Annotated in this window: 18 protein-coding genes and 5 tRNA genes; 15 read left to right on the top strand and 8 right to left on the bottom strand. The window is 55.1% G+C overall.

The features are described from left to right. Window positions 1-14: 14 nt before the first annotated feature. The 5 genes from ACOTYN_RS08690 to ACOTYN_RS08670 all read right to left on the bottom strand — a co-directional run bounded on the left by ACOTYN_RS08690 (window position 15) and on the right by ACOTYN_RS08670 (window position 5031). Window positions 15-1295, bottom strand: coding sequence for an MFS transporter (locus tag ACOTYN_RS08690; RefSeq protein WP_023331751.1), 1281 nt, complete (start codon window positions 1293-1295; stop codon window positions 15-17). Between the two features lie 117 nt (window positions 1296-1412). Then, window positions 1413-2351 (bottom strand): sugar kinase, encoded by a 939-nt coding sequence (locus ACOTYN_RS08685; RefSeq protein ID WP_071922712.1) that lies wholly within the window; start codon window positions 2349-2351, stop codon window positions 1413-1415. 3 nt (window positions 2352-2354) lie between these two features. Then, window positions 2355-3104, bottom strand: coding sequence for a sugar phosphate isomerase/epimerase family protein (locus ACOTYN_RS08680; protein WP_032629647.1), 750 nt, complete (start codon window positions 3102-3104; stop codon window positions 2355-2357). A 103-nt stretch (window positions 3105-3207) separates the two neighbouring features. After that, window positions 3208-4224: a LacI family DNA-binding transcriptional regulator gene (locus tag ACOTYN_RS08675; RefSeq protein WP_014882049.1), complete on the bottom strand. Its 1017-nt coding sequence runs from the start codon at window positions 4222-4224 to the stop codon at window positions 3208-3210. Between the two features lie 144 nt (window positions 4225-4368). Then, a complete protein-coding gene (locus ACOTYN_RS08670; protein ID WP_008502762.1) occupies window positions 4369-5031 on the bottom strand; it encodes an OmpA family lipoprotein in 663 nt (220 codons plus the stop codon). 212 nt (window positions 5032-5243) lie between these two features. On the opposite strand from ACOTYN_RS08670, the gene ACOTYN_RS08665 reads away from it, so the two are divergent. Then, window positions 5244-7523, top strand: a complete 2280-nt coding sequence (locus ACOTYN_RS08665) for a molybdopterin guanine dinucleotide-containing S/N-oxide reductase (protein ID WP_240498866.1) — start codon at window positions 5244-5246, stop codon at window positions 7521-7523. Here the strand turns inward: ACOTYN_RS08665 and ACOTYN_RS08660 are convergent. Then, entirely contained in the window at window positions 7486-7932 is a 447-nt protein-coding gene (locus ACOTYN_RS08660; protein WP_032635359.1) for an N-acetyltransferase, read from the bottom strand. The two genes, ACOTYN_RS08665 and ACOTYN_RS08660, sit on opposite strands and share 38 nt — an antisense overlap. Further along, entirely contained in the window at window positions 7910-8491 is a 582-nt protein-coding gene (tag, locus tag ACOTYN_RS08655) for a DNA-3-methyladenine glycosylase I (RefSeq protein ID WP_014882052.1), read from the bottom strand. The genes ACOTYN_RS08660 and tag overlap by 23 nt, the downstream gene beginning before the upstream one ends. Before the next feature lie 162 nt (window positions 8492-8653). Here tag and ACOTYN_RS08650 point away from each other — a divergent pair, with 162 nt between their 5' ends. From ACOTYN_RS08650 to dppF, 9 genes are all read left to right on the top strand, one after another. Then, window positions 8654-9352, top strand: coding sequence for an autotransporter domain-containing protein (locus ACOTYN_RS08650; RefSeq protein WP_071922709.1), 699 nt, complete (start codon window positions 8654-8656; stop codon window positions 9350-9352). 238 nt (window positions 9353-9590) lie between these two features. Next, window positions 9591-10793, top strand: a complete 1203-nt coding sequence (locus ACOTYN_RS08645) for an L-lactate MFS transporter (RefSeq protein ID WP_071922708.1) — start codon at window positions 9591-9593, stop codon at window positions 10791-10793. Between the two features lie 259 nt (window positions 10794-11052). Continuing rightward, the gene (gene eptB / locus ACOTYN_RS08640) at window positions 11053-12744 is read left to right on the top strand and encodes a kdo(2)-lipid A phosphoethanolamine 7''-transferase (protein WP_071922707.1); all 1692 of its coding nucleotides are present in this window, start codon (window positions 11053-11055) and stop codon (window positions 12742-12744) included. A gap of 91 nt (window positions 12745-12835) precedes the next feature. Then, window positions 12836-12912, top strand: a tRNA-Pro gene (locus ACOTYN_RS08635). A 620-nt stretch (window positions 12913-13532) separates the two neighbouring features. After that, window positions 13533-15140, top strand: a complete 1608-nt coding sequence (gene dppA / locus ACOTYN_RS08630; RefSeq protein WP_071922706.1) for a dipeptide ABC transporter periplasmic-binding protein DppA — start codon at window positions 13533-13535, stop codon at window positions 15138-15140. 177 nt (window positions 15141-15317) lie between these two features. Continuing rightward, window positions 15318-16337: a dipeptide ABC transporter permease DppB gene (gene dppB, locus ACOTYN_RS08625; RefSeq protein WP_014882057.1), complete on the top strand. Its 1020-nt coding sequence runs from the start codon at window positions 15318-15320 to the stop codon at window positions 16335-16337. 9 nt (window positions 16338-16346) lie between these two features. After that, complete coding sequence (gene dppC, locus ACOTYN_RS08620) at window positions 16347-17249, top strand: dipeptide ABC transporter permease DppC (protein WP_014882058.1); 903 nt, start codon at window positions 16347-16349, stop codon at window positions 17247-17249. Window positions 17250-17259: 10 nt separating this feature from the next. Next, complete coding sequence (gene dppD, locus ACOTYN_RS08615; RefSeq protein WP_032635363.1) at window positions 17260-18243, top strand: dipeptide ABC transporter ATP-binding protein; 984 nt, start codon at window positions 17260-17262, stop codon at window positions 18241-18243. Further along, window positions 18240-19253 carry a dipeptide ABC transporter ATP-binding subunit DppF gene (gene dppF, locus ACOTYN_RS08610; protein WP_023331759.1) on the top strand — a complete coding sequence of 338 codons (1014 nt, stop codon included), beginning with the start codon at window positions 18240-18242 and terminating at the stop codon, window positions 19251-19253. The genes dppD and dppF overlap by 4 nt, the downstream gene beginning before the upstream one ends. A gap of 44 nt (window positions 19254-19297) precedes the next feature. On the opposite strand, the gene coaA is transcribed toward dppF, so the two are convergent. After that, window positions 19298-20248, bottom strand: a complete 951-nt coding sequence (gene coaA, locus ACOTYN_RS08605) for a type I pantothenate kinase (RefSeq protein ID WP_014882061.1) — start codon at window positions 20246-20248, stop codon at window positions 19298-19300. 317 nt (window positions 20249-20565) lie between these two features. Here coaA and ACOTYN_RS08600 point away from each other — a divergent pair. The 5 genes from ACOTYN_RS08600 to ACOTYN_RS08580 all read left to right on the top strand — a co-directional run. After that, window positions 20566-20641, top strand: a tRNA-Thr gene (locus ACOTYN_RS08600). A gap of 8 nt (window positions 20642-20649) precedes the next feature. Further along, a tRNA-Tyr gene (locus tag ACOTYN_RS08595) sits at window positions 20650-20734 on the top strand. Between the two features lie 117 nt (window positions 20735-20851). Next, a tRNA-Gly gene (locus tag ACOTYN_RS08590) sits at window positions 20852-20926 on the top strand. A gap of 6 nt (window positions 20927-20932) precedes the next feature. Next, window positions 20933-21008: transfer RNA gene (locus tag ACOTYN_RS08585), tRNA-Thr, on the top strand. A gap of 118 nt (window positions 21009-21126) precedes the next feature. Continuing rightward, a partial coding sequence (locus tag ACOTYN_RS08580; protein ID WP_421634595.1) for an elongation factor Tu occupies window positions 21127-21896 on the top strand: 770 nt, incomplete at its 3' end.

Raw genomic sequence — 21896 nt, 5'->3', positions numbered from 1 at the left:
TGATTTTTAAGGATTCAGGCGTGGCGTGCGCCGACGGGGTGCTGTTGATTATTAGCAGGCTTAACAATCAGAGTAAGCCACACGGAGGCAAAAAGCGCCACCCCCATAAAGATGTACGATGCGGATGGGCTGCCGGTGGCTCCGTTCAGGTAACCAACAAACCAGGAGCCGCAGAACGAACCCAGCGCGCCCATGCTGTTAATTAATGCCATGGCACCGCCCGCCACGTTACGCGGCAGCATCTCCGGGATGATGGCAAAGAATGGACCGTACGGGGCGTACATGGCGGCACCGGCAATGACCAACAGGGTATAAGAGGCCCAGAAGTGATTCGCGCCCACCGCCCAGGAGCCGATGAAGGCAAAAGCAGCAATCAGCAGCAGCGGCCAGACGAACACCTTACGGTTTTGCAGCTTATCCGACGCCCAGGAGGCGACGATCATGGCGATGGTCGCAGCAAGATACGGTACGGACGAGAGCCAGCCCACTTCAACCATGCCGAGATTCTCACCGCCGCTGCGGATGATCGACGGCAGCCACAGCACAAAACCGTACACGCCGATACTCCAGGTAAAATACTGCGCGCAGAGCAGGATCACGTTACGGGAGCGGAAAGCTTCACCGTAGTTACGTACCGCCTTCAGACCCTGCTGTTCTTTATCCAGCTGCGCCTGGAGCGCCGCTTTTTCATCTTCGGAAAGCCATTTCGCCTGGGCAGGTTTATCTTTCACCAGCACCCACCAGCAGAATGCCCAAATCACTGCCGGAACCCCTTCGATGATGAACATCTCGCGCCAGCCGAAGGACTGGATCAGGTAGCCGGAGACCACCGACATCCACAGTACGGTGACCGGGTTACCGAGGATCAGGAAAGTATTCGCGCGTGAGCGTTCAGATTTGGTAAACCAGTTGCTGATGTAAATCAGCATCGCGGGCATGACCGCCGCCTCAACAACGCCAAGGATAAAGCGAATGGCGGCCAGGGCAGGAATATTGTTCACCACGCCGGTAAGTGACGCACAGGCGCCCCACAGGATCAGACAAATGAAGATCAGCTTACGCACGCTGCGGCGTTCGGCGTAAATAGCACCGGGGATCTGGAAGAAGAAATACCCCAGGAAGAAGAGGGCGCCCAACAGGGATGAGACGCCCTTAGTGATCCCGAGGTCTTCGGTGATCCCAGCCGCGGATGCGAAACTGAAGTTGGCACGATCAAGGTACGCCAGGCTGTACGTGATAAACACGATTGGCATGATGTACCACCAGCGTTTTACTGCATTGGTCGAACTGTTCATAGGCTTGCCTCTGTTGTTGAGGTTGTTACCGCCGTTGTCTGTAGGGTACACGGTGGTTTAATTATTGGGTGCGGCCTGTGGCCCTCACCCTGGCCCTCTCCCACGGGGAGAGGGAATTTACATGCCGAGCTGTGCTCGTGTCGGTAATCCTTCGCTGTCGCCCTGCACCTGAATGGCCAGTGAGCCAATCTTGTTGCCTCGTGCAACCGCCTGCTGCAGCGGTTTGCCTTCCAGCAGCGCGCTAATGACGCCCACGGCAAAGCCATCGCCCGCGCCGACGGTGTCGACGACGTTCTCGACCTTCACCGCCGCGACCGCGCCTTGCTCGCCTTCGGCTGTTTTAAACCATGCGCCATCGGCGCCGGTTTTCAGCACCACCGCTTTTACCCCTTTATTCAGATAGAAGTCAGCAATGCCTTCCAGTGTATTTTCGCCGGTCAGGATCATCCCTTCTTTCAGGCCCGGCAGAACCCAGTCCGCCCTGAATGCCAGCCGGTTAAGCTTCTCGATCATTTCCGCTTCGCTTTTCCACAGCACCGGGCGCAAATTTGGATCGAAAGAGATCGTTTTGCCCAGCGACTTCATGGTCGTTGCCGCATGATCCAGCAGCGAATACGAGCTGGCAGAGAGCGCCGCCGCCACGCCGCTCAGGTGCAAATGGCGCGCGGAGGCAAAATAATCGGCGTGGTAATCTTCTACGGAGAGATGGCTGGCGGCCGACCCTTTACGGAAATACTCCACAATGGGATCGGTTCCATTTACAACTTTAGACTTAAGCTGAAAGCCGGTGGGGAAGCGTCCGTCGAGCGTAACGCCTGCGGCATCAATCCCCTCTTTTTTCAGTGAATCGAGAACGAAGTGGCCAAAGCTGTCATCGCCCACGCGGCTGACCCAGCCGACGTTCAGGCCCAGACGCGCCAGGCCGGTTGCGACGTTCAGCTCTGCGCCCGCCACGCGTTTGATAAAGTGCTCTACCGCGCTCAGCTCGCCCGTTTCGGTGGCGACAAACATTGCCATGGCTTCGCCAATCGTGATGACATCCAGCGTCTTGTGCATGATTTACTCCTCGCGCAGCAGGTTGACGTAATGGCGGGTAACGGCGGTTAAATCCACCCCTTCCAGCGGGAACTCGATACCGCGCGGGGCATCGGCAGGCAGCTGGCCAAGCAGATCCAGCCAGCGGGAATCGGCACCGTCCGGCGCGACGGCGCGAAAGTTATCTTTATGCGGAACGGCGGCTTTAACGTGGATATAGCTCACGGCAGGCGCCAGATGACGCGCGGCCTCTTCCGGGGAGTCACCGACCCACAGCCAGTTGCCCATGTCAAAAGTCAGCGTGACGGGAAGCGCCCTTTCGCGACAGGCGGCCTGAAAGCGTTGCATCGGTGCAAGCTGGCCACAGTCGGTCTGATCGTTTTCCACAACCAGCGCGATACCGCTGGTATTGAGCAGAGTACGTAAGGCATCGAGAGGCTGCGTGTCGCTAAAATGGCCCAGGGAAACCTTCAGCCACAGCGCGTTCAGGGTGCTGGCTTCTGAGAGATACCGCGGCAGGTCCGGGTTGAGGGTGCCATCGGGCATAAACAGGGCGGCAGGTGCTGAGTAACACGCCAGCAGGCCCAGAAGCTCAATGGACTCACCGAGCGCAGGCAGCGCCAGTAACTCTTCGCTATTGAACAGCTCGCGGCGGATCTCCACGCCGTCGGCGCCTGCACCCGCAATAACGGGAAGCATCGCCCGCTGACCGCCCGCCTGTCGCACCTGCTCCGCGCCATACGCGGCGGTGACCACCATGATTTTCCTGCCCATCTTCGGACTCCATCGCAACATATCAATACTATTACGCTAGATGGAACCGGTTCCAAAGAAAAGCTCAGGATGTCGAATTTATGATCGCTATCACAAGGGGAAATTAACGTGCGGTGGAGCCGCGGACGATCAGCTCGCCGGAGAAGACCTGCTCGCGTACGGCCTCACTGGTGCCTTCAATACGACGAACCACTTGTTCTACAGCAGCATAGCCAATCTGCCAGGTGGGCTGTTTGAGGGTGGTAATGCCGACGCCAGCCAGCTCCGCCCACTCCAGTTCATCAAACCCCAGCAGACCGATATCGCTGCCCCAGTGCAGGCCAATGCGCTTAAGCGAGCGGGCAACCTGCAGGGTTAGTGCCCCGTTGGCGGAGATAACGGCTTTGCGCATTCCGCGATGGCGCGTGTGGAACTGGCGTAGGGTATTGTCGAGCTGATCGGCTTCGTGAAGCGGCGTTTCGGCATTTTCGGCGATCACGCCGGGATAACGCGCCAGCGTGGCACGAAATGCAGCCAGCCGATCGCGTCGGGTATTTACCATGCCCAGCGGTTCGCTCAGAAAGAGAATCGCCTCGAAACCTTGTTCAATCAGATGCTCGGTCGCGGTCGTGGCGGCCTGGGTGTTATCCAGCCCGACCACATCGCAGGCGAATTCCGGGATTTTACGGTCGATGAGGACCATGGGCAGGGAGGATTGCTGCAGACGGTTCAGCCCCTCTTCACGCATGCCCACCGCGTTGACCACAATCCCTTCCACCTGATAGCTGCGCAGCAGATCGAGATAGTGCAACTCCTGGTCGACCTCGTTGTTGGTATTACAGACCAGAGGCGTAAAACCTTTTTCGCGGCAGGCGGCTTCGATACCGCTGAGCACGTTTACAGAGTAGGGGTTAGTGATATCCGCGATGATAAGTCCGATAAGGCGGGTGCGGCCACGTTTGAGCCCGCGGGCCATCAGGCTGGGGCGGTAGTCGAGATCGGCAATAGCCTGTTCAATACGCGCCAGCAATGCATCGGACAATAGATGTTTCTCGCCGTTAAGGTAGCGCGAAATGCTGGTTTTACCGGTTCTGGCGGCTTTCGCCACGTCGCTGATGGTGGCCCGGGCTGGTTTGCTCATCGCTGATTTCCCTGAATTTAGTGAGAATACCTTAACGGGAAAATCGGACGAATCAAGTAATTTGCCCGGTGGCGCAGCGCTTACCTGGGGTGCGGTCTGGTGCCCTCACCCCAACCCTCTCCCACGGGAGAGGGAGAAATGCGATTACTGAATTGGACTCAACGTAATCTCTACGCGACGGTTCTGCGCTTTACCTTCCGCCGTGCTGTTGCTGGCGATAGGATTGGCAGGGCCCATGCCGCTGGTGCGGATGCGGTTCGCTTCCACACCCTGGGTGATCAGCGAGCTGGCAACGGAATCCGCGCGCTGCTGTGACAGACGCATGTTCAGATCCTGGCTGCCGGTGCTGTCGGTGTAGCCAATCACGTTCACGGCGGTCTTGTTGTACTCTTTCAGCACCATCGCCACGCCGGTCAGCGTGTTCGCACCCGCTGGTTTCAGCGTTGCGCTGCTGCTATCAAAGGTCACGTTGTTCGGCATGTTCAGAATGATGTTATCGCCGCTGCGCGTCACGCTTACGCCGGTTCCCTTCATTTTGTCACGCAGTTTTGCTTCCTGTACATCCATGTAATAGCCGACGCCGCCGCCCAGTGCTGCCCCCGCCGCTGCGCCAATCAACGCGCCTTTACCGCGGTCTTTTTTGGAGGAGGAGAGTGCTCCAACGCCTGCGCCGACCAGCGAGCCGATACCTGCGCCGATGCCGGATTTACCCGCTTCGCGCTCACCGGTGTAAGGGTTGGTTGTGCAGCCAGAAACAGCCAGTGCACCGCTCACCAGAGCGGCAATAACGAGTACGCGTTTTTTCATCTTCTTTCCTTAATCCTTTTTATTCTTTGCCACGGCGTGCGTGGCAGTTGATTATGACGTCCAGATACGGAGAAAATTCCGGGTATAACTCTGAAATTTGTGACAAACCATAAACGGTCTCAGCAAGAAGGCCGTAAAACCTGCACGCAATCAGGAGCGCACGCTTGAGCACCTCAACGAAAACCATTCTGACCGCCGCCCACTGGGGGCCGATGCTGGTCGAAACCGATGGCGAAAATGTTTTGTCGTCCCGCGGGGCACTGCCAACACAACATCCCAACTCTTTACAGACCGTCGTTCGCGATCAGGTGCATAGCAAAACGCGCGTGCGCTGGCCGATGGTGCGTAAAGGTTTTCTGGCTTCGCCGGATAAACCGCAGGGTATTCGTGGCCAGGATGAGTTTGTTCGCGTGAGCTGGGATGACGCGCTGGCGTTGATCCACGCCCAGCATAAGCGCATCCGCGAACGTTACGGCCCATCGTCCATTTTTGCCGGATCTTACGGCTGGCGTTCGAACGGCGTGCTGCATAAGGCGTCGACGCTGCTGCAGCGTTACATGAGCCTGGCGGGCGGTTATACCGGACATCTGGGAGATTATTCCACTGGCGCTGCGCAGGCGATCATGCCGTACGTGGTCGGCGGCAACGAAGTTTACCAGCAGCAGACCAGTTGGCCGCTGGTGCTGGCGCATACCGATGTGGTGGTGCTCTGGAGTGCCAACCCGCTTAACACGTTGAAAATTGCCTGGAATGCCAGTGACGAGCAGGGCATTGGATATTTCGACGCGCTGCGCAAAAGCGGCAAGCGCATCATCTGCATTGACCCGATGCGCTCTGAAACCATGGATTTCTTCGGCGACAGCGCCGAGTGGATTGCGCCGCATATGGGCACCGACGTGGCAATGATGCTGGGTATCGCCCATACGCTGGTGGAGAACGACTGGCACGACAGTGACTTCCTCACCCGCTGCACCTCCGGCTTTGACCAATTTGCCGACTATCTCACGGGGCAATCCGACGGGGTGGCTAAAACCGCAGAATGGGCGGCAGGAATTTGTGGTGTTTCTGCTGACAAAATTCGCGAACTGGCCGCGTTATTCCATGACAACACCACGATGTTAATGTCCGGCTGGGGGATGCAGCGCCAGCAGTTTGGCGAGCAGAAGCACTGGATGCTGGTCACGCTTGCCGCCATGCTCGGGCAGATCGGTACGCCGGGCGGCGGTTTTGGTCTCTCCTATCATTTTGCCAACGGCGGAAACCCAACGCGCAAAGCGGCGGTGCTGGCTTCTCTGCAAGGTTCGGTGGCAGGCGGCGTGGATGCCGTGGATAAAATCCCGGTGGCGCGAATCATTGAAGCCCTGGAAAACCCGGGCGGTTTTTATCAGCACAACGGTCTGGACCGCCATTTCCCGGATATTAAATTTATCTGGTGGGCGGGCGGGGCGAACTTCACGCACCATCAGGATACCAATCGCCTGATCCGCGCCTGGCAAAAGCCGGAGCTGGTGGTGATTTCCGAGTGCTTCTGGACCGCTTCGGCCAAACATGCGGATATTGTGCTGCCGGCGACCACGTCGTTTGAGCGTAACGATCTCACCATGACCGGCGATTACAGCAACCAGCATATGGTACCGATGAAGCGCGTTGTGGCGCCGCGCGATGAAGCACGTGATGATTTTGACGTGTTTGCTGAACTGAGCGAGCGGTGGGAAGCGGGCGGTCGTGAACGTTTTACCGAAGGGAAAACGGATCTGCAATGGCTGGAGACGTTTTACCAGATCGCCGGGCAGCGCGGTGCGGCGCAGGGCATAACGCTGCCGCCATTTTCTGCGTTCTGGGAAGCGAACCAGTTGATCGAAATGCCGGAAAGCGAACAGAACTCGCAGTTCGTCCGTTTCGCTGATTTCCGCCGCGACCCGGAGAACCATCCGCTGAAAACCGAGAGCGGCAAGATTGTGATCTACAGCGAGCGCATCGCCAGCTTTGGCTATGCCGATTGCCCGCCACACCCTTCCTGGCTGGAGCCGGACGAGTGGCACGGCAACGCCCAGCCGGAGCAGCTGCAGGTGTTATCTGCTCATCCCGCACATCGTCTGCACAGCCAGCTTAACTACTCCTCACTGCGCGAGCAGTATGCGGTCGCCGGGCGAGAGCCGATCACGCTGAATACCCATGACGCTAAAGCCCGCGGGATTGCGGACGGCGATGTGGTGCGCGTCTGGAATCATCGTGGTCAGGTGCTGGCAGGGGCGGTGGTCAGCGACGGGATTAAACCGGGCGTGATCTGTATTCACCAGGGCGCATGGCCCGATCTTGAGCCTGCCGAGGGGGGGATCTGTAAAAACGGGGCGGTTAACGTGCTGACCAAAGATCTCCCCAGCTCGAAGCTGGGGAACGGTTGTGCAGGGAATACGGCGCTGGCCTGGGTCGAGAAATACCAGGGGCCTGAGCTTACCTTAACGGCGTTTGATCCGCCTGCCAGCTCATAATCCAGGTCGGGTGCTGGGTATCGTCCTGCCAGGCGCTGTCTTCGATGCGAAAGCCCTGTGCATGATAGAAATTCACCGCCCGGACGTTTTTCTGATAGACCTCCAGGCTTAAATGCGGGAAGCGCTGTTGAACATGGTTCAGCAGCGCGCCTCCAATACCTTGCCCGATATACGTTGGCCTGACGAACAGCGCCCCCACAAACTGCGACTTTATAATGCTAATAAAACCACGCAGCGTACCGTCCTCTTCCCACACCCAGGTTTCCGCTGCAGGGAGGTAGACCTCCCGCACCATGGCTTCGTTCTCCTTCCAGTAGCTTGCGCTGATGAACGGGTGCGCTTCGGTGGTGCTTTCAAGCCACAGGCTCAGGAGCGGATCGGCATTGTCACTTTGCCACTTGCGGATCATGTTGCCTCCCCGGATGACAGAAGCAGCCGGTAACATGGTCATTGACCAGGCCACAGGCCTGCATAAAGGCGTAGCAGATGGTGGAGCCGACAAACTTAAAGCCGCGCTTTTTGAGGGCCTTAGAGAGCGCGTCCGACTCCGGCGTGGAGGCCGGGATCTCCGCCAGCGAGGTGGCCTGAGTGAGCTGCGGCGTGTTATTCACAAACGACCAGACAAACGCAGAGAAGGGCTCGCCGTTTTGCTCCATCGCCAGGTAGGCGCGGGCATTGCCGATGATGGCCTGGATCTTACCGCGATGGCGGATGATGCCAGCATCCTGCACCAGGCGTTCTACGTCTTCATCGGTCATGGCGGCGACGGCGACGGGGTCGAACTGGTGAAAGGCGTTGCGGTAGTTTTCACGTTTCTTCAGTACCGTAATCCATGACAATCCCGCCTGCTGTCCCTCAAGGCAGATCATCTCAAAGAGTTTTCTGCCCTCCGTCTCCGGCACGCCCCATTCCCGATCGTGATAGTCGATATAAAGCTGATCCTGGCTTACCCAACCGCAACGTTCCATCCGTTATCTCCCTTACTGATGCTGATTTCGCAAAATTTTCATTCCGTCTGTCTTGACGTGCCTGGTATAAAGACAATAGTTAATACAGGGCCATATGCCCGCTAAACGCTTCCTGAATAACGACAAATATCGCCGAATTCGGCTCTCTCTGGGGTCGCTTTGATGATGATAATAAAAATCAGTGGTCGCCATGCTGTTTCTGGCCTGGTGGGGATTTCAGCCTGCCTGTTGTTTTGTCATACAGCGTCTGCCTGGCAACAGGAATATATCGTTTCAGATGCCCAAAATAATACGGCGGAACGCTATACATGGGACGCGGATCACCAACCGCGTTATGAAGATATTCTTGCTGAGCGTATTCAGTCTTCGCAAAATTTGCCTGGGCTTGCCCTGGCTGTACCTTCAGGCGCCACCACGGACGCGGCGATGAGCCTGGGCTGGAATTTTCCGGTTTCAGCGCTGATAACCACCGGTCCGGTGATGTCCTGGCGGTATGACGGCTCGACGCCGATGATGATCAATGAGTTTGGCGATAGCGCGACGACGCAGACGCTCGCCGATCCGCTCTGGCATGCCAGCGTGAGCACGCTAGGCTGGCGCGTAAATACTCAGTACGGCGATCTTCGTCCCTGGGCGCAGGTGAGCTATAACCAGCAGTTTGGTGAAAACCAGTGGAAATCGCAGTTTGGCATGCCGCAAACGCCGGCCCCTGCTCAAAACGGTAGCTGGATGGATGTCACTGTTGGAACGGATATGCCTTTTAATACGCACATGGCGGCGTATGCGTCGCTGGCTCAGGGGGAACGCACCACGACCGGTGAAGAGTTTCTCTATACCCTGGGGGTGAGTGCGAATTTTTAATGTTGTTACTTTTTTAAACGTAGCGATAACATCTCGGAAACAATAACCACGGGCTTTACAGCGATAGCAGGTACTAACCTGCTGTCGCTTTGTTCCCCGGCAAGGTCATTCATTCCCGATTCCAGGCATTTCATTCCGTTCCTCCTGCATTTCATGCCGTTTTACCCCATCACCGCTAGGGTTTTGTTTATCGTTGTCCTCAGCGAATTCTTCTAATTTCTGTTGCAGGACAACGGCCATGAACACATCAATTTATAACCGTACGCGCTGGCTCACGCTCTTTGGCACCATCGTCACCCAGTTCGCGCTGGGATCGGTCTATACCTGGAGTCTGTTTAACAGTGCGCTTTCCGACAAACTTGGCGCACCGGTCAGCCAGGTGGCGTTTTCTTTTGGTCTGCTGAGTCTTGGGCTGGCGATCTCGTCTTCCGTCGCCGGCAAGCTGCAGGAGCGTTTTGGCGTGAAGCGCGTGACCATGGCGTCCGGCATTTTGCTCGGTCTGGGCTTCTTCCTGACGGCGCATTCCAGCAACCTGATGATGCTGTGGCTGAGTGCTGGCGTCCTGGTGGGCCTGGCAGACGGTGCGGGCTATCTGCTGACGCTGTCGAACTGCGTGAAGTGGTTCCCGGAGCGTAAGGGGTTAATCTCCGCCTTTGCCATTGGTTCTTATGGCCTGGGCAGCCTCGGCTTTAAGTTTATTGATGCCCATCTGCTGGCGTCCGTTGGCCTCGAAAAGACCTTCATGATCTGGGGTGCCATCGTGCTGGTGATGATTCTGTTCGGTGCCACGCTGATGAAAGATGCCCCGCAGCAGGAAGTGAAATCCGTTAACGGCGTGGTGGAGAACGACTTTACGCTGGCGCAGTCCATGCGCAAACCGCAGTACTGGATGCTGGCGGTGATGTTCCTGACGGCCTGCATGAGTGGTCTGTACGTCATTGGCGTGGCGAAAGATATCGCCCAGGGAATGGTGAAACTGGATGCGGCAACCGCGGCGAATGCGGTGACGGTTATTTCCATCGCTAACCTGTCTGGTCGCCTGGTGCTGGGGATCTTGTCCGACAAGATTGCCCGTATCCGCGTCATTACGATAGGGCAGGTGGTCTCTCTGGTGGGGATGGCGGCGTTACTGTTCGCCCCGCTGAATGAAGCGACCTTCTTTGCAGCAATTGCCTGCGTGGCCTTTAACTTTGGCGGCACCATTACCGTCTTCCCGTCGCTGGTAAGCGAGTTCTTTGGCCTGAATAACCTGGCGAAAAACTACGGGGTTATCTATCTCGGCTTTGGGATCGGCAGTATCTGCGGCTCGCTGATTGCCTCGCTATTCGGCGGGTTCTACGTGACCTTCTGCGTGATATTTGCTTTGCTGATTATTTCGCTGGCACTGTCCACGACGATTCGTCAGCCGCAGCGCGAAATATTTAAAGAAGTTCATGCATAATCACGACGAGAAAGGCCGGTAATTCGGCCTTTTTATTTTTCTTAAGACTGGAAAAAAAGCGATATTGTCTGTTTTGGGATTTGCTTTTTTGTAAATAACTGTACCGATCACACTCTCTTTTGCCACTTTTCCTCTTCCCTGTGGTCTACTTATCACGCTTGTAGACGTTTCATTGAACGATCCCCTGAGCGTATGTCTAATCTGCCCACTTTTTAATCGAGATGGGCGGCGGTACTGTCCCTTTTTCCGGGTAGCTTGCATGAAATACATTAAATCGATGGCGCAACAAAAGCTCTGCTTTTTGCTGGCGTTGTACATCGGCCTGTTTATGAATGGCGCAGTTTTTTTCCGTCGGTTTGACGGTTATGCGCATGATTTTACCGTCTGGAAAGGAATTGCAGCGGTTGTCGAATTGGTCGCTGCAGTACTGGTTACCTTCTTCTTATTCCGTATTCTTACTCTGTTTGGCCGTCGCATGTGGCGAGTGCTGGCAACGTTTATCGTGCTGTGCTCGGCTGGGGCCAGCTATTACATGACCTTTATGAACGTCGTCATTGGCTACGGCATTATTGCATCCGTAATGACGACCGACATCGATCTCTCTAAAGAAGTCGTTGGGTTACACTTTATTCTCTGGCTGGTGGCGGTCAGTGCTTTACCGCTATTGCTCATCTGGAGCAACCGCTGCCGGTATACGCTTGTGCATCAGATTCGAACGCCAGGTAAACGCTTTAGAAGCGTCGCATTGGTACTCCTGGCGGGGTTGATGGTGTGGGGACCGATTCGCTTGCTGGAAGTGAAGCAGAGAAGTGATGAACGTACCTCTGGCGTGGATATGCCAAGCTACGGTGGCGTGGTCGCCAACTCTTACCTGCCGTCTAACTGGATCTCTGCTCTGGGGTTGTATGCATGGGCGCAGGTGGACGAATCTTCTGATAATAAATCGCTGATGAACCCGGTGAAGAAATTTACTTATGAAGCACCGAAAGATATCGACGATACCTATGTCGTCTTTATCATTGGCGAAACAACGCGCTGGGATCATATGGGGATTCTGGGCTATGACCGTGATACCACGCCAGAGCTGGCTCAGGAGAAAAACCTGATTGCCTATCGCGGCTACTCCTGTGATACCGCCACTAAGCTCTCCTTGCGTTGCATGTTTGTTCGTGAGGGTGGGACGAGCGATAACCCACAGCGTACCTTAAAGGAACAGAACGTTTTTTCTGTGCTTCATCAGCTCGGGTTTAGTGCCGATCTTTACGCTATGCAGAGCGAGATGTGGTTCTACAGCAACACCATGGCAAAGAACATCGCTTATCGTGAGCAAATTGGCGCGGAGCCGCGAAATCGTGGCAAGGCAGTCGATGATATGCTGCTGATCGACGAGATGAAAAACTCTCTTAATGGCAATCCGGATGGCAAGCATATGATCATCCTGCATACCAAAGGGTCCCACTATAACTATACTCAGCGCTATCCTCGTAGCTTTGCTAAATGGACACCGGAATGTGTTGGCGTCGATAAAGATTGCACCAAAGACCAGTTAATTAACTCATACGATAACTCAGTATTGTATGTGGATCATTTTATCAAGTCGGTGATTGACCAGGTACGCGATAAGAAAGCAATCGTGTTCTATGCGGCTGACCATGGTGAGTCCATTAATGATTTTGAGCATCTGCACGGCACACCCCGTAAAATGGCGCCGCCGGAGCAGTTCCGTGTCCCTATGATGGTGTGGATGTCTGACAAATATCTGGAAAACCCTGACAAAGCCGCAATGTTTGCTCATCTGAAAAAAGAGGCGGAGATGAAGGTGCCACGTCGCCACGTTGAACTGTACGACACCATTATGGGTTGTCTCGGCTATACCTCACCAAATGGTGGAATTAACGAAAACAACAACTGGTGTAAACTCCCTGATAGCACCGCAAAAGCCGCGCAGTAACTGCTCTGGCGAGAATATCGCCAGTTGAATGGCTTTTTGAAAATAAGGGATTGACGGGGGCGCACCTCAGCAGTAAGATGCGCTCCGCATTCGGCGAGTAGCGCAGCTTGGTAGCGCAACTGGTTTGGGACCAGTGGGTCGGAGGTTCGAATCCTCTCTCGCCGACCACATTCTGAAAAGGGCTAACCGCAAGGTTAGCCCTTTTTGCATTATGACCTTAGCCCGCCAGAGTCACCAAAACGCCCCTTATCCTGGCTTCTCCCTGCCTGTTAACGATTTTGTGACATAATCCATTGTATTTTTTTATATATAGATTGATCTTTTTTCGCGTTGCTTATGGATAACCTCAGCATTTTTCGCTGTGCGTTTTAACGTTCGCGGTATTTAGTGCTCAGATAATCACCATTCTGCAAGAAAATTTACCCATTCTGAATAAAAGTTAATCACTGATTGTTGCGAAATATGAAGATATTTGTGCTGCAAGATGGCGAGTAGCATAAATTTCCCTGCTGAAAACTGGCATACATAGTTTTTTTAATCTTTGTTTGCGGTTTCTCACACTCCACGTAAATCCCCGTCACCTGTATTGACGTTTTCACATTCTGTTGACAGATTGTAGGGCATGAGGGGCATTTCAGGGACGATCTGCGCTGCAACTCAAACGCTCTTCTGAAAGGATTCTCCATCCCTTTACTGCCCTCGGGCACCACCGACCGGACCGGGTAAAAAATAAATAAAGGTCTGGCGGCGTAACACAACAAAGCAAAACATCACATTGGAGCAGAATAATGAGTATTTCCTTGAAGAAGTCAGGGATGCTGAAGCTTGGTCTGAGCCTGGTGGCTATGACCGTGGCAGCAAGCGTACAGGCAAAAACCCTGGTTTACTGTTCTGAAGGCTCGCCGGAAGGCTTTAACCCACAGCTCTTTACCTCTGGCACGACGTACGACGCAAGCTCTGTACCGATCTATAACCGTCTGGTTGAATTCAAAACCGGCACCACCGAAGTGATTCCGGGTCTGGCTGAGAAGTGGGACGTCAGCGAAGACGGTAAGACCTATACCTTCCACCTGCGTCAGGGCGTGAAGTGGCAGGACAGCAAAGAATTTAAACCAACGCGTGACTTTAACGCCGACGACGTTGTGTTCTCCTTCGACCGTCAGAAAAATGCCCAGAACCCGTACCACAAAGTGTCGGGCGGCAGCTATGAGTACTTCGAAGGGATGGGTCTGCCTGACCTGATCTCAGAAGTGAAAAAAGTGGACGATAAAACCGTGCAGTTCGTGCTGACGCGTCCGGAAGCGCCATTCCTGGCTGACCTGGCCATGGACTTCGCCTCTATTCTCTCTAAAGAGTATGCGGACAACATGCTGAAAGCCGGCACGCCTGAGAAAGTGGACCTGAACCCAATCGGTACCGGCCCGTTCCAGCTGCTGCAGTACCAGAAAGACTCCCGTATTCTGTATAAAGCCTTCCCGGGCTACTGGGGCACCAAGCCGCAGATCGACCGTCTGGTCTTCTCCATCACGCCTGATGCGTCCGTGCGTTATGCAAAACTGCAGAAAAACGAATGCCAGGTGATGCCATACCCGAACCCGGCTGACATCGCGCGCATGAAGCAGGATAAGAACATTAACCTGCTGGAACAGGCGGGCCTGAACGTGGGCTACCTCTCCTTCAACACCGAGAAGAAACCGTTTGATGACGTGAAGGTGCGTCAGGCGCTGACCTACGCGGTGAACAAAGAAGCGATCATCAAAGCCGTTTACCAGGGCGCAGGCGTTGCAGCCAAGAACCTGATCCCACCAACTATGTGGGGCTATAACGATGACGTTAAAGACTACAACTACGATCCTGAGAAAGCGAAAGCGCTGCTGAAAGAAGCGGGCCAGGATAAAGGCTTCACCGTTGAGCTGTGGGCGATGCCGGTACAGCGTCCGTACAACCCGAACGCACGCCGTATGGCGGAAATGGTTCAGGCTGACTGGGCGAAAGTTGGTGTACAGGCCAAGATCGTGACCTACGAGTGGGGCGAGTACCTGAAGCGCGCCAAAGCGGGTGAGCACCAGGCGGTGATGATGGGCTGGACCGGTGACAACGGGGATCCGGACAACTTCTTCGCTACCCTGTTCAGCTGCGCGGCGGCGAAAGACGGTTCTAACTACTCTCGCTGGTGCTACAAGCCGTTTGAAGACCTGATCCAGCCGGCGCGTGCGACCGACGATCACAACAAACGTATTGAGCTGTACAAGCAAGCGCAGGTTGTTATGCACGATCAGGCTCCGGCGCTGATTGTTGCTCACTCCACCGTGTATGAGCCAGTGCGTAAAGAAGTGAAGGGCTATGTGGTTGATCCACTGGGCAAACACCACTTCGAAAACGTATCGGTTGAATAATTAAAAGCAACGCCAGGCGGCGTTGCGCTTGCACTGGCCTACGGTATGTAGGCCGGGTAAGCGTAGCGCCACCCGGCAGCAGTGCTTTATTTCCTCTCTGAAAGGAGAGGGAATAAGATTTGTGAGCAATACAGACGTCACGCCACTGGTCGTGCGTCATCAGAGAGAATCCGGGTTATGTTGCAGTTCATCCTCCGACGTCTGGGACTTGTTATCCCGACGTTTATCGGTATCACCCTTCTCACTTTTGCCTTCGTCCATATGATCCCCGGCGACCCGGTAATGATTATGGCGGGCGAGCGTGGTATCTCCCCTGAACGTCATGCGCAGCTTCTGGCTGAACTCGGCCTCGATAAGCCGATGTGGCAGCAGTACCTCCATTATATTTGGGGCGTGTTGCACGGTGACTTAGGGATTTCGCTGAAAAGCCGTCTTCCGGTGTGGGACGAGTTCGTGCCGCGTTTTAAAGCGACACTGGAGCTTGGCGTCTGCGCCATGATTTTCGCCACTGCGGTGGGTATTCCAGTTGGGGTACTGGCTGCCGTTAAACGTGGCTCAATTTTCGACCACACCGCTGTTGGCCTGGCGCTGACCGGCTACTCCATGCCTATCTTCTGGTGGGGCATGATGCTGATTATGCTGGTTTCGGTGCAGCTTAACCTGACGCCCGTTTCCGGGCGCGTCAGCGATATGGTTTTCCTCGACGACACCAATCCGTTGACCGGCTTTATGCTGATTGATACGGCTATCTGGGGTGAAGAGGGGAACTTCATCGATGCCGTCGCGCATATGATCCTGCCAGCCATGGTGCTGGGCACCATCCCTCTGGCGGTGATTGTGCGTATGACCCGTTCCTCCATGCTGGAAGTGCTGGGCGAAGATTACATCCGTACCGCACGCGCCAAAGGGTTAACCCGTATGCGCGTCATCATCGTACATGCGCTGCGTAACGCCATGCTGCCGGTGGTGACCGTTATTGGTCTTCAGGTGGGTACGTTGCTGGCAGGGGCTATCCTGACCGAAACCATCTTCTCCTGGCCCGGCCTTGGTCGTTGGCTGATTGATGCGCTGCAACGCCGTGACTATCCGGTCGTGCAGGGCGGGGTGCTGCTGGTCGCGACGATGATTATCCTCGTCAACCTGCTGGTCGATTTGCTGTACGGCGTGGTGAACCCGCGTATTCGTCATAAGAAGTAAGGGGCCATCATGTCACACGTTTCTGAAAACAAAGTGGTTGCTGCACCGGTTCCAATGACACCGCTGCAGGAGTTCTGGCACTACTTCAAGCGCAATAAAGGTGCGGTAGTAGGGCTGGTGTATGTCGCAATCATGATCCTGATTGCGGTGTTTGCGAATTTCCTCGCACCTTATAACCCTGCGGATCAGTTCCGCGATGCGCTGCTTGCACCTCCTGCGTGGCAGGATGGCGGTAGCCTGGCGCACCTGCTGGGTACCGATGATGTAGGCCGCGATGTGCTTTCGCGTCTGATGTACGGCGCGCGTCTGTCGCTGCTGGTTGGCTGCCTGGTGGTGGTGCTGTCCCTGATTATGGGGATTGTGCTTGGTCTGGTGGCGGGTTACTTCGGCGGCATCGTCGATAACATCATTATGCGTGTTGTCGACATCATGCTGGCGCTGCCAAGCCTGCTGCTGGCGCTGGTGCTGGTGGCGATCTTCGGTCCGTCTATCGGTAACGCCGCGCTGGCGTTGACCTTCGTGGCGCTTCCTCACTACGTGCGTTTAACCCGTGCGGCGGTGCTGGTGGAAGTGAACCGCGACTACGTCACCGCGTCTCGCGTGGCGGGGGCGGGGGCGATGCGCCAGATGTTCGTCAATATCTTCCCGAACTGCCTTGCGCCGTTGATTGTTCAGGCGTCGCTCGGTTTCTCAAACGCCATTCTTGATATGGCCGCTCTTGGCTTCCTGGGCATGGGTGCGCAGCCGCCAACACCGGAGTGGGGCACGATGCTCTCCGACGTGTTGCAGTTCGCACAAAGCGCCTGGTGGGTTGTCACCTTCCCGGGTCTGGCAATCCTGCTGACGGTGCTGGCATTTAACCTGATGGGTGATGGCCTGCGTGATGCGCTTGATCCCAAACTGAAGCAGTAAGAGGCACGAGATGGCGTTATTAAATGTAGATCAATTATCGGTGCACTTCGGAGACGTTGGCACTGAGTTTCGCGCCGTGGACCGCATCAGCTACAGCGTAAATCAGGGCGAAGTGGTGGGTATTGTCGGGGAATCCGGTTCCGGTAAGTCGGTGAGCTCACTGGCGATTATGGGGCTTATCGATTATCCCGGCCGCGTGATGGCGGAAAACCTGCAATTCAATGGTCAGGATCTGAAGCGCATTTCCGAAAAACAGCGCCGCCAGCTGGTGGGCGCGGAAGTGGCGATGATTTTCCAGGACCCGATGACCAGCCTGAACCCGTGTTACACCGTCGGCTTCCAGATTATGGAAGCGATAAAGGTGCATCAGGGCGGTAATAAGAAAACCCGTCGCCAGCGCGCGATCGATCTGCTGAATCAGGTGGGTATTCCTGACCCGGCATCGCGTCTGGACGTCTACCCGCACCAGCTCTCTGGCGGGATGAGCCAGCGCGTGATGATCGCGATGGCGATTGCCTGTCGGCCAAAACTGCTGATTGCGGATGAACCGACGACGGCGCTGGACGTGACCATTCAGGCGCAAATCATCGAACTGCTGCTGGAGTTGCAGCAGCAGGAAAATATGGCGCTGGTCCTGATTACGCATGACCTGGCGCTGGTGGCCGAAGCGGCGCACAAAATCATCGTGATGTATGCAGGCCAGGTCGTCGAGACCGGAAGTTCGCACGATATCTTCCGCGCACCGCGTCACCCTTATACGCAGGCTCTGCTGCGTGCGCTGCCGGAGTTTGCCCAGGATAAAGCGCGCCTGGCGTCACTGCCGGGTGTGGTGCCGGGTAAATATGACCGTCCGCAGGGCTGTTTGCTTAACCCGCGCTGTCCGTATGCGACGGACAAATGCCGGGCGGAGGAGCCAGAGCTGAACCAGCTTGCTGACGGCCGTCAGTCGAAATGCCACTACCCACTCGATGATGCCGGGAGGCCAACACTATGAGTACGCAACAGGCCACCACGCAACAACCGCTGTTGCAGGCCATCGACCTGAAAAAACACTACCCGGTGAAGAAGGGGATTTTTGCCCCTGAGCGCCTGGTGAAAGCGCTGGACGGCGTCTCCTTTACCCTCGAACGCGGCAAAACGCTGGCGGTGGTTGGGGAGTCGGGCTGTGGTAAATCTACGCTGGGCCGTCTGTTGACGATGATTGAAGTCCCGACTGGCGGTGAACTTTATTATCAGGGGCAGGATCTGCTCAAACACGATCCTCAGGCGCAGAAGTTGCGTCGCCAGAAAATCCAGATTGTGTTCCAGAACCCGTACGGTTCTCTGAACCCGCGTAAAAAAGTGGGACAGATTCTGGAAGAGCCGCTGCTCATTAACAGTAATCTGAGCAAAGAGCAGCGCCGCGAAAAAGCGCTGGCGATGATGGCGAAGGTCGGCCTGAAAACCGAGCATTATGACCGCTACCCGCATATGTTCTCCGGCGGCCAGCGTCAGCGTATTGCCATCGCCCGCGGCCTGATGCTCGACCCGGACGTGGTGATTGCCGATGAGCCCGTCTCCGCGCTCGACGTTTCCGTGCGTGCGCAGGTGCTGAACCTGATGATGGATCTCCAGCAGGAACTGGGACTCTCTTACGTGTTCATCTCCCACGATCTGTCGGTTGTCGAACACATTGCGGATGAAGTGATGGTGATGTACCTGGGGCGCTGCGTGGAGAAGGGGAGCAAAGACCAGATCTTTACTAACCCGCGTCACCCGTATACCCAGGCCCTGCTGTCTGCGACGCCGCGTCTCAACCCGGACGATCGCCGTGAGCGTATTAAGCTGACGGGTGAGTTGCCAAGCCCGCTGAATCCGCCTCCTGGGTGTGCATTTAACGCCCGCTGCAGTCGCCGTTTTGGTCCCTGCACGCAGCTGCAGCCGCAGCTGAAGGATTATGGTGGTCAACTGGTCGCCTGTTTCGCGGTCGATCAGGATGAAAATGGCGAGAAGCCACATGCATAAAGAAAAAAACCGGCGTTAAGCCGGTTTTTTTTATGTCTGCGCAATTATTTCCGCAAGCGAATCTGGTCGACTGCGTGCTTCTCGCTCTTGGTGAGGATCAGACTTGCGCGTTCACGCGTCGGCAGGATGTTCTCTTTCAGGTTCACGTAGTTGATCTCATTCCACAGCCCCGTCGCCACCTTAATGGCCTCTTCTTTTGACAGCTGCGCATAGTTATGGAAGTAAGAGTCAGGATCGGTGAACGCGCCTTCCCGGAACTTCAGGAAGCGGTTGATGTACCAGCTCTGGAGAAGATCTTCCGGCGCATCAACATATATAGAGAAATCGACGAAGTCTGAAACGAACACATGATGTGGGTCATGAGGATAATCCATCCCGCTCTGCAGGACGTTTAGCCCTTCCAGGATCAGGATATCCGGCTGGACCACCGTTTTATCCCCATCCGGAATACGATCGTAGATCAGGTGTGAATAGACCGGTGCCGTGACGTGAGGCACCCCGGATTTCAGGTCAGAGACAAATTTCACCAGACGGTGCATATCATAAGAGAGCGGGAAGCCTTTCTTCTTCATTAGCCCGCGTTCTTTTAATACTTCGTTCGGGTGCAGGAAGCCGTCGGTGGTAATTAACTCAACGCTGCGGTGTTCAGGCCAGCGGCTCAACAGCGCCTGCAATACGCGCGCGGTGGTGCTTTTACCCACGGCCACGCTGCCCGCAATGCTGATGATATAAGGAATGCGCTGACCGTTCGTTCCGAGGAACTGCTCCAGTACCGCCTGACGGCGCAGGTTGGAGCTGATATAGAAGTTAAGCAAGCGAGAAAGGGGGAGATAAATTTCTGCCACCTCTTCCAGGGACAGATCTTCGTTTATCCCTTTTAACCGTGCGATTTCACCTTCCGTCAGCGTCATAGGGACGGAATCACGCAGGGCAGCCCACTGGCTGCGGTTAAAGTGAAGATAAGGCGTCATTAACGTTTGCTCTTTTTTGCTCATAAGCATGCTTCAGTGAGCCAGCTCAATACTGCCGGATCGTGGCTCATCACACAGTTAATTTTGGACAATGGGCAGGAGGTTAACACCAGATGGCAGGAATAATAAGAAAAAAGATGGAAAGCGCTACGTTACGCGGAAGCCGTCACGCTACGGTGTATCCCGTGCAAACGACCCTCACATGTTGATTATTTGACCGCGAATGACTACTTTTACAGCGCTTAGTATGCTGTTCGCATAAAATGTGAGCGAAAGAACGTTTTATGCAAATTTTTAGTTGCATGACCGCGCAGGTATCCATAGAATGCGCGCTACTTGATGCCGACTTAGCTCAGTAGGTAGAGCAACTGACTTGTAATCAGTAGGTCACCAGTTCGATTCCGGTAGTCGGCACCATCAAGTCCGGTGGGGTTCCCGAGCGGCCAAAGGGAGCAGACTGTAAATCTGCCGTCACAGACTTCGAAGGTTCGAATCCTTCCCCCACCACCACTTTCTGGCAGCGTAAATGCCGCCGGAGCTGGTTGGAAAAATTAGCCAGCTCAAACTGAAAAAGAGAGAAATCTCTTTTTTTGTTACAGAAAGAACTGGGTAGCCGAGTTTCAGGATGCGGGCATCGTATAATGGCTATTACCTCAGCCTTCCAAGCTGATGATGCGGGTTCGATTCCCGCTGCCCGCTCCAATACGTGCTGATATGGCTCAGTTGGTAGAGCGCACCCTTGGTAAGGGTGAGGTCCCCAGTTCGACTCTGGGTATCAGCACCACTTCACTTCTCCTTCCCGTTTCTCTCTGTTTCAATTTTACTGTATTCAACAATTCAGGCATTTCGCCTGGTTGATGTGGTGATATCACCGATTTATCCGTGTCTTAGAGGGACAATCGATGTCTAAAGAAAAGTTTGAACGTACAAAACCGCACGTTAACGTCGGTACTATCGGCCACGTTGACCATGGTAAAACAACGCTGACCGCTGCAATCACTACCGTTCTGGCTAAAACCTACGGTGGTTCTGCTCGTGCATTCGACCAGATCGATAACGCACCAGAAGAAAAAGCTCGTGGTATCACCATCAACACTTCTCACGTTGAATACGACACCCCGACTCGCCACTACGCACACGTAGACTGCCCAGGCCACGCCGACTATGTTAAAAACATGATCACCGGTGCTGCGCAGATGGACGGCGCGATCCTGGTTGTTGCTGCGACTGACGGCCCAATGCATCAGACTCGTGAGCACATCCTGCTGGGTCGTCAGGTAGGCGTTCCTTACATCATCGTGTTCCTGAACAAGTGTGACATGGTTGATGACGAAGAGCTGCTGGAACTGGTAGAGATGGAAGTTCGTGAACTGCTGTCTCAGTACGATTTCCCAGGCGACGACACCCCAATCGTTCGTGGTTCCGCGCTGAAAGCGCTGGAAGGCGACGCTGAGTGGGAAGCGAAAATCATCGAACTGGCTGGCTACCTGGATTCTTACATCCCAGAACCAGAGCGTGCGATTGACAAGCCATTCCTGCTGCCAATCGAAGACGTATTCTCCATCTCCGGTCGTGGTACCGTTGTTACCGGTCGTGTAGAGCGCGGTATCATTAAAGTTGGTGAAGAAGTTGAAATCGTTGGTATCAAAGAGACTGCGAAGTCTACCTGTAC

The organism is Enterobacter cloacae complex sp. IR5458, assembly GCF_049238025.1.
Classification (GTDB): Bacteria; Pseudomonadota; Gammaproteobacteria; order Enterobacterales; family Enterobacteriaceae; genus Enterobacter; species Enterobacter kobei.
The sequence above is the reverse complement of the archived record's forward strand: the minus strand, read 5'-3'. Positions and strand labels throughout refer to the sequence as shown.

Coding starts and splice junctions, on each gene's coding strand:
- dppD (WP_032635363.1), top strand. CDS start 17,260: ATGGCGTTATTAAATGTAGATCAATTATCGGTGCACTTCGGAGACGTT.
- ACOTYN_RS08665 (WP_240498866.1), top strand. CDS start 5,244: ATGCTGGTCGAAACCGATGGCGAAAATGTTTTGTCGTCCCGCGGGGCA.
- eptB (WP_071922707.1), top strand. CDS start 11,053: ATGAAATACATTAAATCGATGGCGCAACAAAAGCTCTGCTTTTTGCTG.
- ACOTYN_RS08690 (WP_023331751.1), bottom strand. CDS start 1,295: ATGAACAGTTCGACCAATGCAGTAAAACGCTGGTGGTACATCATGCCA.
- dppA (WP_071922706.1), top strand. CDS start 13,533: ATGAGTATTTCCTTGAAGAAGTCAGGGATGCTGAAGCTTGGTCTGAGC.
- dppB (WP_014882057.1), top strand. CDS start 15,318: ATGTTGCAGTTCATCCTCCGACGTCTGGGACTTGTTATCCCGACGTTT.
- tag (WP_014882052.1), bottom strand. CDS start 8,491: ATGGAACGTTGCGGTTGGGTAAGCCAGGATCAGCTTTATATCGACTAT.
- ACOTYN_RS08645 (WP_071922708.1), top strand. CDS start 9,591: ATGAACACATCAATTTATAACCGTACGCGCTGGCTCACGCTCTTTGGC.
- ACOTYN_RS08660 (WP_032635359.1), bottom strand. CDS start 7,932: ATGATCCGCAAGTGGCAAAGTGACAATGCCGATCCGCTCCTGAGCCTG.
- ACOTYN_RS08675 (WP_014882049.1), bottom strand. CDS start 4,224: ATGAGCAAACCAGCCCGGGCCACCATCAGCGACGTGGCGAAAGCCGCC.
- ACOTYN_RS08670 (WP_008502762.1), bottom strand. CDS start 5,031: ATGAAAAAACGCGTACTCGTTATTGCCGCTCTGGTGAGCGGTGCACTG.
- ACOTYN_RS08680 (WP_032629647.1), bottom strand. CDS start 3,104: ATGGGCAGGAAAATCATGGTGGTCACCGCCGCGTATGGCGCGGAGCAG.
- ACOTYN_RS08650 (WP_071922709.1), top strand. CDS start 8,654: ATGATGATAATAAAAATCAGTGGTCGCCATGCTGTTTCTGGCCTGGTG.
- dppF (WP_023331759.1), top strand. CDS start 18,240: ATGAGTACGCAACAGGCCACCACGCAACAACCGCTGTTGCAGGCCATC.
- coaA (WP_014882061.1), bottom strand. CDS start 20,248: ATGAGCAAAAAAGAGCAAACGTTAATGACGCCTTATCTTCACTTTAAC.
- dppC (WP_014882058.1), top strand. CDS start 16,347: ATGTCACACGTTTCTGAAAACAAAGTGGTTGCTGCACCGGTTCCAATG.
- ACOTYN_RS08685 (WP_071922712.1), bottom strand. CDS start 2,351: ATGCACAAGACGCTGGATGTCATCACGATTGGCGAAGCCATGGCAATG.